The following is a 12397-nucleotide window of genomic DNA, read 5'->3' on the forward strand; positions in this document are numbered from 1 at the left end:
ATCGCGACTCGGGAAATAGCCCCCACGCTCCCCCGCTGCGCGTGGTCCGCTGCCCCCCCGAGGGGGCGCTCGCCGCCTTCGGGCGGCCGGGCTGCGGCTCGCGGTGGCCCCCACGCTCCCCGCTGCGCGTGGTTCGCTGCCCCCCGAGGGGGCGCTCGCGCCTTCGGGCGGCCGTGCGGCGGCTCGAGGTGGGCCCCCACGCTCCCCCGCTGCGCGTGGTCCGCTGCCCCCCGAGGGGGCGCTCGCCGCCTTCGGGCGGCCGAGCGGCGGCTCGGCGCACCGAGAAAATAGATTCCTGACACTCGCTCCGCGCGATACTCCCGCCATGTGCCAACTGCTCGGGATGAACGGCAACACGCCGACGGACGTGACTTTCAGCTTCGCCGGCTTCGCCCAGCGCGGCGGGCGCACCGACCACCACGCCGACGGCTGGGGCATCGCCTTCTTCGAGGGGCGCGGCGCGCGGCTGTTCGTGGACTCGGGCGCGGCGGCCGGCTCGCCGGTGGCCGAGCTGATCCGGCGCTACCCGATCAAGAGCCGCAACGTCATCTCCCACATCCGCAAGGCCACGGTGGGCGAGGTGGCGCTGGAGAATTGCCACCCCTTCGTGCGCGAGCTGTGGGGCCGCTACTGGGTATTCGCCCACAACGGCGACCTGAAGGACTACGCGCCCCACCTGCACGGCCACTTCCGCCCCGTCGGCGGCACCGACAGCGAGCGCGCCTTCTGCTGGCTGATGCAGGAGATCGCCAAGGCGCACGCCAGCGTGCCCAGCGTGGCCGAGCTGACGCGCACGCTGCGCGAGCTGGTGCCGTGCGTGGCGCGCTTCGGCACCTTCAACATGCTGCTGTCCAACGGCGAGGCGCTGTGGGCGCACGGCAGCACCAAGCTGTGCTACGTGGTGCGCCAGCACCCCTTCGCCACCGCCCGGCTGGCCGACGAGGACCTGTCGGTCAACTTCGCCGAGCACACCACGCCCGACGACCGCGTGGCGGTGGTGGCCACCACGCCGTTGACCTGCGACGAGCAGTGGACGCCCTTCGCGCCGGGCGAGCTGAAGGTGTTCGTGGACGGCGCGCCCATGGCGGACGCGCCGCATGCGCCCGATTGCTACAATAAATAGAGCTGCCTGTGCAATGCCGGCGCGGGAAAGCAGCTGTTTTTACCCGGATCAGGCGCCGACGGTACGGTCCAGGAAGCCGACGATTCGCGCCGTGACTTCGTCGCGGTTGGTCTCGTTCAGCAGTTCGTGGCGCGCGTCGCGGTACAGCGCCAGATCGACGTCGCGCAGGCCGGCGTCGCGGTAGCGCTGGGCGACAGTCTCCAGTGCCGCGCCACCGCCGGCCAGGGGGTCGGCATCGCCCGAGACGATCAGGATCGGCAGGTCGGCGCGGAGCCGCGCCAGCTGCGCGGGGTCGGCGGCGCGCCGCAGTGTCTCGATGCCCTCGAAGGGCTCGGGCACGAAGCCGCAGGCCGGGTCGGCGCAGTACTTGTCGACCTCCGCCGGGTCGCGGCTCAGCCACTCGTAGCCCGTGCGGTGCTCGAAGGCCTGGTTGAACACGCTCAGGTCCACCGGGCCCGGCGCGGTCAGCACATCCACGATGCCCGACACCTCGCTGGAGCCGATCAGCACGGCGGCGTCCACGTCGGCCGAGTGGTCCAGCAGGTACTGCTGCGTGGCGAAGGAGCCCATGCTGTGGCCCACGATCGCCAGCCGCGCCCCCGGGTGGTCGGCGCGGATGCGCTGGTTGAGCTGATTCAGGTCATCGACCCAGCCCGGCCAGCCACCTTGCCCCCAATGCCCGTAGCGGCCGGCGGCGGTGCGGCCCGAACCGCGGCCGTCGGGCGCGTAGACCAGGTAGCCCGCGGCGGTCAGCGCCTCGGCGAAGCGGCGGTAGCGGCCGCCGTGCTCGCCCAGGCCATGCTGCACCTGAACCACGGCGCGCGGCGCGCCCTCGGGCGCCCAGCGCCAGGTCTGGATCTGGAGGCCGTCGCGCGAGGCGAAGGCCAGCGTGTCTTCCTTCATGGGTCGTCTCCTTATATCTTTCAAATAATTCAAACTTCAGTGGTCGAAGTGCAGGCAAGCACGTCGATCAGTGAACGGGTTGACTCGCCATTGCGCAGCCTGGGTCTCCTGCGAGCCCGAGCTCGAACCACAGCACAGGGCGCGCGGTGGTGGTCTTTTGTTCTGCTGCATCCTGAATGGTTGATCGAACACATTTCGTATTCATAAGGCTGGGAGCCGGAGAACTGCTATGAGTGAACCTGTCTACGTGGGTATCGATGTCGCCAAGGCCAGCTTCGAGGTGGCTGCCAGCGGCGAGGCGCAAACCTTGAGTCTGGGCAACGACGAGGCGGGCCACGCCGAGTTGCGCCAGGTGCTGGTACCGCTGGCACCGCGCCTGATCCTGCTGGAGGCCACGGGCGGCCATGAGCGACTGCTGGCGCTTGCGCTGGCTGCGGCGGGCCTGCGCGTTTCGGTCATCAACCCGCGCCAGGCACGCGACTTCCGCCGCTGCACGGGCAAGCTGGCCAGACCGATCGCATCGACGCGCAGGTGTTGCGCGGCTTCGCCGCCTTGCTGGACGCGCAGGGTCGCGAGCCGCGTGCGCTGCTCGATGCGCAGCAGCGCGAACTCACCGCGCTGGTGACGCGCCGACGTCAGTTGGTCGCCATGCTGGTGGCCGAGCGCCAGCGCCTGGCGCTGGCCCATCCGAAGGCCAAGGCCAGCATCCTGGCGATCATGGATGCGATCGCCGCCCAGCTCCACGACGTGGACGGGCAGCTGCGCGAACACGTGCGGGCTCACCACGCCGACCTGGCCAAACTGCTGACCTCCGTCAAAGGCGTTGGCCCCACGACAGCCAGCACGCTCCTGGCGCAGCTGCCTGAACTCGGTCACCTCAACCGCAGGCAGATCACCTCGCTGGTGGGCTTGGCCCCGATGAACCGCGACTCGGGCACCTTGCGCGGGCAGCGTCATATCTTCGGCGGGCGCTCCGACGTGCGTCGCGTGCTCTACGTGGCCGCGCTCGTCGGTACACGCTTCAATCCAGTGCTCAAGCCTTCTACGCAAAGCTGCTGGTGGCGGGCAAACCCAAGAAGGTCGCCCTCGTGGCCTGCATGCACAAACTGCTGATCATCCTGAACGCCATCGCTCGCACCAAGTCGCCTTGGCGCAACGAGATCGCAGGGATAGCTTGAGTTAGTCATTCAAGATGGTTGCTGTTGTTTATGGGGAACGTGCCGCCAGTCGCTCGCTTCACCGTGGACTGCCGCAGCATGCGGCGCACGACGGGCGGATCGTCGCCCACGTGGAAGGCCAGCTTGCGCTCGCGCAGCGCCACGTCGGCGGCGCTGGCGCGGTCGAAGCGGCGCAGGTGCTCGGTCCACGAGCTGTCCTCGATCACCTCGACGAAGCGCGCCGGGTCGTTGATGTCCGTCAGCAGTTCCCAGTCCACCGCGCCCTGGCGCAGGCGCGAGCGGCGGCTGTCTTCCATCAGCGCCAGGAAGGCCGGCGCGCGGGCCGGGTCGATGCGGTATTCGATGGTCACCACCACGCGGCCGCTTCCCGGCGGCGGGTTGGCCGTGGGATGCGGCAGCGGGCCGGCGGGCGTGGGGTCGTCGATCATGCCGCGGTCGGGCCAGCGCCAGCACACCAGCGCCATCACCAGGATGCCGGTGGCGGCGCTCAGCGCCAGGGCCGTGGGCACGGTGGTCCAGGTCGCCACCTGGCCCCACGCGGCGGCGCCCGCCGCGGTGGCGCCCATGATGGCCATCTGGTACATCGACATGCCGCGCGCGCGCACCCAGTCGGGCAGGCTCACCTGCGCCGACACGCTGAGCGAGTTGGCGGTGGTGATCCACGCCCCGCCGCCCACCACCATGGCCAGCACGCCCACCCACACCTGCGAGGTGGCCGCCACCACGGCCATCGCCAGCGCCTGCAGCCCCGTGCCCAGCAGCACCAGGCGGTCGCGCGCGAAGCGCTGGCGCAGGCGCGGCAGCGCGAAGGCCGAGCCGATCGCCCCCGCGCCCATGGCCGCCAGCAACAGCGTGAAGGTGCCCGCGTCGCCCCCGACCATGCCGCGCGCCACCAGCGGCAGCAGCGCCATCATCGCCGTGCCGTGGAAGAAGAACACGGCGATGCGCAGCAGCACCCCCTTCAGGTGGTAGGACTGCGCCACGTACTGCAGCCCCACGCGGATGGCGCCGGCCAGCGGCTCGCGGCCCAGCGGGTTGGGCTTGGGCTCGCGCCGCCAGCGCGTGATGACCACCGCCGCGCCGGCGGAGAGCACGGCGTTGAGCAGGAACACCCAGGCGCTGCCCAGGCTGGCGATGATGCTGCCGGCCACCAGCGGGCCGAGGATGCGCGAGGCGTTCATCGACACGCCGTTGAGCGCCAGCGCCGCCGGCAGCTTGGCGCGCGGCACCAGCTCCGGCACGATGGCGGCGAACACCGGCCAGCGCAGCGCCAGCCCGACGCCGTTGAGGAACACCAGCATCAGCAGCAGCGGCGGCCCCACCACGCCGGCGAAGATCGCCAGCGACAGCAGCGTGCCCACCACCGCCACCCAGACCTGGGTGAAGAACAGGAAGCGCTTGCGGTCCAGGATGTCGGCCAGCGCGCCGGAGGGCAGGCCGAGCAGGAACACCGGCAGCGTGGCCGCCGTCTGCACCAGGGCCACCCAGATCGGCTTGGACGTGAGCGTGGTCATCAGCCAAGCCGAGGCCACGTCGTTCATCCACATGCACAGGTTGGCGACCAGCCAAGTGCTCCACAGCATGGTGAACACGCGGTGGCGGAACGGCGCCAGCGCGCCCAGTTCGTCGTCGGGGTGTGGAAGCGGCGCCGGATCGGCTTCGGGACGCGAATCGGGCATCAGAGTTTCGGGATGCGGATGCGGCTGATCATGAGCGAGCCCGACAGCGCGTACAGCAGCACCAGCGGGTGCAGCGTGAAGCCGCCCACGCGCCAGGCGCCGCCCCACAGCTGCGGACCGACCGCGCCCACCGCCGCGGCCGCCCACAGCAGCAGCACCAGCAGGATCGAGGTCGGGATCGGCGTGCCCTCGAAGTGGCTGACCTTGCCGCTGCCGGCCGAGAGCGCATCGGCCGTGACGTTGAAGCGCGCCAGCCGCGACACCCCGCAGGCGACGAAGAAAACCAGCACCGCGCGGTCCCACAGCCCCTGCATGCCGCAGCCGTAGGCGATCAGCGCCGGGGCGACGCCGAAGGAGATGACGTCGGCCAGTGAATCCAGCTCGCGCCCGAGCAGCGAGGACTTCTGCCGCCAGCGCGCCACGCGGCCGTCGAACACGTCGAACACCAGCGCCGCCAGCACCAGCGCGCAGGCGTAGTGCACGTGACGCACCTGCTGCGTCTGGATGAAGCTGATGATGGCGAACATCGAGCCGACGCCGCACACGGCGTTGGCCAGGGTGAACCAGTCCGCGAGATGGAACTCGCGGATCATCGAGAACGGCTTGGGCTTTGGCGACGCATTCATGCCAACGCCACCGCCCGCTCCAGCGCATCGACGAACAGCGCCGGCACGTCGCAGCCGGTCTGGTCGCGGATTTCCTGGAAGCACGTGGGGCTGGTGACGTTGATCTCGGTCACGCGCGTGCCGATGATGTCCAGCCCGATCAGCAGCAGCCCGCGGGCGCTGAGCACGGCGCCGATGGCGGCGGCGGTGGCCCGGTCGGCTTCAGTCAGAGGTTGCGCCACGCCCTTGCCGCCGGCGGCCAGGTTACCGCGCACCTCGCTGCCCTGCGGGATGCGCGCCAGGCAGAAGGGCACGGGCTCGCCGCCGATGATGAGGATGCGCTTGTCGCCGGCTGCGATCTCGGGCAGGAACTTCTGCACCATCACGCTGGTGGCGCCGCCCTGGTTGAGCGTCTCGACGATGCTGCCCAGGTTCAGCCCGTCGGCCTTGACGCGGAAGATGCCCGTGCCGCCCATGCCGTCCAGCGGCTTGAGGATGATGTCGCCGTGTTCGGCGTGGAAGGCACGCACGGCCTCGGCCTCGCGCGTGACCAGGGTCGGGCCGATGAACTGCGGGAACTCCATGATGGCCAGTTTCTCCGGGTGATCGCGCAAGGCCCTGGGTTTGTTGAAAACCCGCGCGCCCTCGCGCTCGGCCTGCTCCAGCAGGTGCGTGGCGTAGAAGTATTCGCTGTCGAACGGCGGGTCCTGCGCATGAGCACGGCGTCGAAATCGGCCAGCGCGGTTTCGCGGGGCTCGCCCGCGGCGAACCAATCGGAAGGATGGCCGGTGAGCGTGATATCCCGCACCCGCGCCGCGACCTTGCCGCCGCGCTGCCAGGTGACGTGCCGCGGCTCGCCCGCCGCCAGGGTATGCCCGCGCCGCTGGGCCTCGCGCATCATGGCGAAGGTCGTGTCCTTGGTGATCTTGAAGTGGTGCAGCGGGTCGGCGATGAAGAGCAGTTTCATGGTGTCTTGCGGTCAGGAGATCGCGCGTACTGTTGCACAAATAGCGCGAAGCTGCCGGCGACCACGCCCCAGAAAGCCGAGCCCACGCCGGCGATCACCACGCCGCTCAAGGTGACCAGGAAGGTGATGAGCGCGGCCTCGCGGTGCGCTTCGCCCTGCAAGGCGACCGCCAGCCCGTTGCCGATGGTGCCCAGCAGGGCCAGCCCGGCGATGGCCACCACCAGCTCCTTGGGGAACGCGGTCAGCAGCCCCGTGATGACCGCGCCGAAGAGGCCGATGGCCACGTACAGCGCACCGCACGACACCGCCGCCGTGTAGCGCCGGCGGCGGTCCTCGTGCGCCTCGGGGCCCATGCATATCGCGGCGGTGATGGCGCTGAAGTTCAGCGCGAAGGCGCCGAAGGGGGCCAGGACCAGCGTTGCCAACCCCGTCATGGTGATGAGGCGGGAGATGGGCAGGTCGTAGCCCGAGGCGCGGATCACCGCCACGCCCGGCAGGTTCTGCGACGCCATGGTCACCACGAACAGCGGAATGGCCAGGCTGATGGCGGCCGCCAGGCTGAACGTGGGCGGCGTGAAGACCGGCAGGGCCAGCTCCAGTTGCACGGCCGACCAGGCCATCCGCCCTTGCAGCGCCACGAAGGCCACGGCCACCGCCAGCGTGATGACCACGGCATAGCGCGCCGCGAACTTGCGCGAGAACAGATAGACGACCAGCATGGCCAGCACCAGCGGCAGCGCCGTCTGCGCGGCCGCGAACGCCTGCAGGCCGAACCGCGCCAGCACGCCCGCGAGCAGCGCCGCGGCGATCTCCATGGGGATGCGGTTCATCACCCGCTCGAACCAGCCCGTCACCCCCGCCAGCGTGATGAGCACGGCGCTGACCATGAAGGCGCCGACGGCCTCGCCCATGGTGAAGCTGCCCGCCAAGCCCGCCGTGGCCAGCACGGCGGCGCCGGGGGTGGACCAGGCCACCATCACGGGCTTGCGCAGGATCAGCGAGGGCACCAGCGAGCACAGCCCCATGCCCAGGCCCAGCGCCCACATCCACGAGGTGATCTGCGCCGGCGTGGCGCCAAAGGCCTGCGCGGCCTGGAACACGATGGCCACCGAGCTGGTGAAACCCACCAGCACCGCGACGAACCCGGCCGTGAAGGCCGAGAGGCTCAAGTCTTTGAAGAATGGCATGGGGAGGATTCTGGCATTGCCAGAACTATTAATTTGATAGCTATCAGCGCATATCCATCAAGAGCTAGAGGCCAAAAACACTCGAAACCAGTCGATCAGATTTCCACCTTCGACCCCAGCTCCACCACGGCGTTGCTGGGCAGGTTGAGGAACTCCGCCGCGGCCGTGGCGCTGTGGTGCATGTGGGCGAACAGCTTCTCGCGCCACGGCGCCAGGCCGGAGCGCAGGGTGGGCGTGACGATGTCGGGCGAGGTCGAAAAGGTGGTGTCCTTGGCGGTCTTGAAAGCTTCCAGCAAGTCGGCGGCGAAGAGCAGGTTCATGGCGTTCGGATGCGAGATCAGGGCGTACTGTTGCACAAACGCGCCGGCGCGACCGCCGGCACCAGCACTGGTACTCGCTGCTGTTTCAATAGCGTCTAGCGCTTATTCCATATGGGCCGAAGCCACTTTTCTTATGAATCGGCGGTGCTGGCCTGCAGATGCTGCACCAGTTGCCGCGCGACGGCAGGCAGCGCCTCCATGGAGCGCACGCACAGCGCGAGCCTGCGCGCGGCCCAGGGCTCGTCGAGCGTCGCGACGCGAACGCCCAGCTCGCGCACGTACAGCCGCGCGCTGACGCGAGGCATCACGCCCACGCCCAGGCCAGCCGACACCATCAGGCACAGCGCGTCGTAGCCGGTCACCTGCATGCGCAGGCGCAGCGGCCGGCCGGCTTCGGCGGCGCCGCGCTGCAGCAGCTGGTGGATCGCACTGCCGGGATGCATGCCGATCAGGTCGTGGTCCAGCGCCTCGGCCAGGCGCACGCTGCGGCGGCGCGCCAGCGCGTGGCCCCCGGGCACCACCAACACCAGCTCGTCCTGGCGGTAGGGCAGCAGCGTCAAGCGCATACCGTGCTCGCCGAAGTGGCTCTCGCTCAGAACGCCGACGTCGGCCGCGTTCTCGGCGACCGAGCGCGCCACGGCGCTGCTGATCTGCTCCTGCAAGCGCACGTCGATCAGCGGGTGGCGGGTCATGAAGCCATGCAACTCGGCCGGCAGGAACTGAGTGATGGCCGAGATGTTGGCCGCCACGCGCACCAGCCCGCGCAGGCCGGCGCCGTAGTCGTGCATCTGAGTTGCGATGCCGTCCAGGTCGTTCAGCACGCCGCGCGCCAGGTGCAGCAGGGCGAACGCGGCCTGCGTGGGCTCGATGCCGCGGTTGCTGCGCGCGAACAGGGGTACGCGCAGGCGCGCCTCCAACTCGGCCAGGCGCCGGCTGGCGGCCGAGGGTGCGATGTGCTCGCGCTCGGCCGCGCGGGCGATGGCACCGGTTTCCACCACGGCGACGAACAGGCGCAGCGACACGGGGTCGAGCTTCATGCCGCCGATGGTAGCGCCAGCCATGCCGAAATGCGATGGCAACCTCGCGCATAGGCGTTTTGCGACTTCCTCCCCAGGGTAGAAGATGCGGCCCTGGCTTGGCCATGCCGCCCGACGACGGCCGAACACCACAACGGAGACACAGCAGCCATGAACACCCCAACGACGACCGCTGCCGCGCTGGCCGGCGTGCGCGTGATCGAGATGGGCCAGTTGATCGCTGGCCCGTTCTGCGGGAAGACCCTGGGCGAGTTCGGCGCCGACGTGATCAAGATCGAGCCGCCCGGCGCGGGCGACCCGCTGCGCAACTGGCGCCTGATCCAGGACGGTACCTCGGTCTGGTGGCAGGTGCAGTCGCGCAACAAGCGCTCCATCGCGCTGGATTTGCGCAACCCGCAAGGGCAGGCGATCGCTCGCCGGCTGATCGCCGAGGCCGATGTGCTGGTCGAGAACTTCCGCCCCGGCACGCTGGAAGGCTGGGGCATGGACTACGAGACGCTGTCCAGGGACAACCCGGGCCTGGTGATGCTGCGCATCTCGGGCTATGGCCAGACTGGCCCCTACCGCGACCTGCCGGGCTTCGGCGCCATCGGCGAGGCCATGGGCGGGCTGCGCCACCTGACCGGCGAACCCGGCCGCGTGCCGGTACGCTGCGGCATCTCCATCGGCGACACGCTGGCCGCGCTGCATGGCACCATCGGCATCCTGACGGCGCTGTACCACCGCAAGGTGAACGGTGGCCAGGGGCAGGTGATCGACGTGGCACTGCATGAGGCGGTGTTCAATGTGATGGAAAGCCTGATCCCCGAGTACAGCGCCTTCGGCGCGATCCGCGAGGCCGCCGGCAGCGCGCTGCCGGGCATCGCCCCCTCCAACGCCTACCGCTGCCGCGACGGCTATGTGCTGATCGCGGGCAACGGCGATTCGATTTTCAAGCGGCTGATGCAGTCCATCGGCCGTGACGACCTGGGCCGTGACCCGGATCTGACCAACAATGCCGGCCGCGCCGCGCGCGCGGCCGAGTTGGACGCCGCCATCGAAGCATGGACCGAGGCGCGCACCGTCGACGCGGTGCTGGCCGCGCTGGGCGAGGCGCGGGTGCCGGCTGGCCGGGTCTACACCGCCAAGGACATCGCCGACGATCCACATTACCGCGCGCGCGACATGATCCTGCGCCAGGCCACGCGCGACGGCCATGAGGTCGAGGTGCCCGGCGTGGTGCCCAAGCTGATGGGCACGCCGGGCACGGTGCGCAGTTCGGCGCCCAGGCTGGGCGACGACACCGACGCGGTGCTGGCGGAGATCGGCTTTTCCGCGCGGGACATCGCCGCGCTGCGCGACACGAAGGTGGTGGCATGAACGCGGGCAGCACCACGAACGGCGCTTGGGACGGCGCCGGCCGGCGCATCCACATGCAGGAGGTGGGCACGCGCGACGGCTTGCAGGTGGAGGCGCGGTTCGTGCCGACGCCGCAGAAGATCGCGCTGGTCGATGCCTTGTCGAAGGCCGGCATGGCCAAGATCGAGGTGACCTCCTTCGTCTCGCCCAAGGCGATCCCGCAGCTTGCCGACGGCGAGATCGTGCTGCGCGAGATCGAGCGAGCGCCCGGCGTGATCTACAGCGCGCTGGTGCCCAACGTGCGCGGCGCCGAGCGCGCCATCGACGCCCGCGCGGACGAGATGAATCTGGTGATGTCGGCCTCCGAGTCGCACAACCTGTCCAACCTGCGCATGACGCGCGACCAATCGTTCGCGGCGCTGTCGCAGGTCAACGCCATCGCCCGCCAGGCCGGCGTGGCGGTGAACGTGTCGCTGTCGTGCAGCTTCGGCTGTCCGATGGAAGGCGACGTGCCCTTTCAGACCGTGCTTGACTGGTGCGGGCGCTACGTCGGCGAACTGGGCGCCCACGCCGTGACGCTGTGCGACACCACCGGCATGGCCTACCCTACCCAGGTGGCGAAGCTGACGCGCGCTTTCCGCGAGCGCTGGCCCGACATCGAGCTCACGCTGCACTTCCACAACACCCGCGGCATGGGCTTGGCCAACGTGCTGGCGGCGATCGATGCCGGCGCCGACCGCTTCGATGCCTCGCTCGGTGGCATTGGCGGCTGCCCCTACGCCCCAGGCGCCACCGGCAATGTGTGCAGCGAGGAGATCGCGCACGCGCTGGCTCTTATGGGCTACGACACCGGCGTGGACCTGGCACGCCTGATCGAGGCCTCGAACCGCCTGCCCGCGCTGATCGGCCACGACACGCCCAGCCAAATCGTCAAGGCCGGCCGCCGGCTGGACCTGCACCCGGTGCCGGACGACTTCGACATCATCCGCGAGCGCGCGCTGGCACGGGCGCCTTGACCCTTCTCCATCAAGAATTCCAGACCGAAAGGAGCCCAGAAACATGTTCATCCGTCGCAAGCATTTCATCGCCCTCGCCGCCGGGGCCCTGCTGGCCGGCCACGCCGTGGCGCAGGGCTACCCCAGCAGGCCCATCACCATGGTGGTGCCCGCCGCCGCGGGCGGCACCACCGATCTGGCCGCGCGCATGCTGGCGCAGACGCTGGGCCCGGTGGTCGGGCAGTCGGTGGTGGTGGACAACAAGGCCGGCGGCAACGGCGCCATCGCGGCGTCGATCGTCAAGCGCGCGCCGGCCGACGGCTACACGCTGCTGATGCAGTACTCGGGCTTCCATGTGATCTCGCCGCACCTGACCCGGCAGAAGCAGTGGGAGCTGGCCGACTTCCAGCCCATCGCCAACGTGCTGTCGGCGCCGCAGATCATCGTGGTGCGCCACGATCTACCGGTCAAGACGCTGGCCGATCTGGTCGCCTATGCCAAGGCCAACCCGGGCAAGCTCAACTACGCCTCGTCCGGCAACGGTTCGCTGCAGCATGCCACCGGCGCCATGCTGGAGCAGCAGGCCGGCATCAAGATGGTCCACGTGCCCTACAAGGGCACCGGCCCCGCGCTGCAGGATCTGCTGGCCGGCCAGGTGGACCTGACCTTCGGCACCGCGCCGCCCTTCATGCCGCACATCCAGGGCGGCAAGCTGCGCGTGCTGGCCGTCACCGGCAATGAGCGCCTGCCCAGCCTGCCGGACGTGCCGACCACGGCGCAGGGCGGCTACCCCAAGCTCACGCCGACCTCGTGGTTCGCCGTGTTCGCCCCCGCCGCGTTGCCCAGGGAGATCGCGGCACGCCTGAGTGGCGACATCCAGAAGGTGGTGAACGATCCGGCGTTCAGGCAAAAAGCTCTGGAGCAAGGCGCGACGGCCGACTACCAGTCGCCAGCGCAACTCGGCGCAATGGTCAAGGCCGACTACGCGAACTGGGCCGAGGTGGTGAAGGCTTCCAAGATCGAGGCGGAATGATCGATTGCTATTAAATTTATAGCTGTCTGCGC

The 12397-nt window shown here is 69.7% G+C and carries 10 protein-coding genes and 2 pseudogenes; 5 read left to right on the top strand and 7 right to left on the bottom strand.

The window, feature by feature from the left end:
* Positions 1-325: 325 nt before the first annotated feature.
* Positions 326-1123 carry a class II glutamine amidotransferase gene (locus IPG65_RS04970; protein WP_293188157.1) on the top strand — a complete coding sequence of 266 codons (798 nt, stop codon included), beginning with the start codon at positions 326-328 and terminating at the stop codon, positions 1121-1123.
* 48 nt (positions 1124-1171) lie between these two features.
* On the opposite strand, the gene IPG65_RS04975 is transcribed toward IPG65_RS04970, so the two are convergent.
* The gene (locus IPG65_RS04975; protein WP_293188158.1) at positions 1172-2026 is read right to left on the bottom strand and encodes an alpha/beta hydrolase; all 855 of its coding nucleotides are present in this window, start codon (positions 2024-2026) and stop codon (positions 1172-1174) included.
* 229 nt (positions 2027-2255) lie between these two features.
* Here IPG65_RS04975 and IPG65_RS04980 point away from each other — a divergent pair.
* Positions 2256-3204, top strand: a pseudogene (locus IPG65_RS04980) (transposase).
* A 5-nt stretch (positions 3205-3209) separates the two neighbouring features.
* Here the strand turns inward: IPG65_RS04980 and IPG65_RS04985 are convergent.
* The 6 genes and pseudogenes from IPG65_RS04985 to IPG65_RS05010 all read right to left on the bottom strand — a co-directional run bounded on the left by IPG65_RS04985 (position 3210) and on the right by IPG65_RS05010 (position 8999).
* On the bottom strand, positions 3210-4883 hold the full coding sequence (locus tag IPG65_RS04985) for an MFS transporter (RefSeq protein ID WP_293188159.1): 1674 nt from the start codon (positions 4881-4883) through the stop codon (positions 3210-3212).
* Positions 4883-5509: a CDP-diacylglycerol--serine O-phosphatidyltransferase gene (pssA, locus tag IPG65_RS04990; protein WP_293188160.1), complete on the bottom strand. Its 627-nt coding sequence runs from the start codon at positions 5507-5509 to the stop codon at positions 4883-4885. Before pssA ends, IPG65_RS04985 begins: the two co-directional genes overlap by 1 nt.
* Positions 5506-6455, bottom strand: a pseudogene (gshB, locus tag IPG65_RS04995) (glutathione synthase). Before gshB ends, pssA begins: the two are co-directional and overlap by 4 nt.
* Positions 6452-7642, bottom strand: a complete 1191-nt coding sequence (locus IPG65_RS05000; protein ID WP_293188161.1) for a benzoate/H(+) symporter BenE family transporter — start codon at positions 7640-7642, stop codon at positions 6452-6454. The pseudogene gshB and the gene IPG65_RS05000 overlap by 4 nt, the downstream one beginning before the upstream one ends.
* A gap of 95 nt (positions 7643-7737) precedes the next feature.
* The gene (locus IPG65_RS05005; protein ID WP_293188162.1) at positions 7738-7962 is read right to left on the bottom strand and encodes a hypothetical protein; all 225 of its coding nucleotides are present in this window, start codon (positions 7960-7962) and stop codon (positions 7738-7740) included.
* Positions 7963-8093: 131 nt separating this feature from the next.
* The gene (locus tag IPG65_RS05010; RefSeq protein ID WP_293188163.1) at positions 8094-8999 is read right to left on the bottom strand and encodes a LysR family transcriptional regulator; all 906 of its coding nucleotides are present in this window, start codon (positions 8997-8999) and stop codon (positions 8094-8096) included.
* 150 nt (positions 9000-9149) lie between these two features.
* On the opposite strand from IPG65_RS05010, the gene IPG65_RS05015 reads away from it, so the two are divergent.
* Genes IPG65_RS05015 through IPG65_RS05025 form a run of 3 tightly spaced genes read left to right on the top strand, consistent with a single transcriptional unit; the run spans position 9150 to position 12365 of the window.
* Positions 9150-10358 carry a CoA transferase gene (locus tag IPG65_RS05015; RefSeq protein ID WP_293188164.1) on the top strand — a complete coding sequence of 403 codons (1209 nt, stop codon included), beginning with the start codon at positions 9150-9152 and terminating at the stop codon, positions 10356-10358.
* Positions 10355-11353 carry a hydroxymethylglutaryl-CoA lyase gene (locus IPG65_RS05020; protein WP_293188165.1) on the top strand — a complete coding sequence of 333 codons (999 nt, stop codon included), beginning with the start codon at positions 10355-10357 and terminating at the stop codon, positions 11351-11353. Before IPG65_RS05015 ends, IPG65_RS05020 begins: the two co-directional genes overlap by 4 nt.
* A gap of 43 nt (positions 11354-11396) precedes the next feature.
* On the top strand, positions 11397-12365 hold the full coding sequence (locus tag IPG65_RS05025; protein ID WP_293188166.1) for a tripartite tricarboxylate transporter substrate binding protein: 969 nt from the start codon (positions 11397-11399) through the stop codon (positions 12363-12365).
* The last annotated feature ends 32 nt before the right edge of the window (positions 12366-12397 follow it).

It is taken from the genome of Ottowia sp., assembly GCF_016703145.1.
Taxonomy (GTDB): Bacteria; Pseudomonadota; Gammaproteobacteria; order Burkholderiales; family Burkholderiaceae_C; genus Ottowia.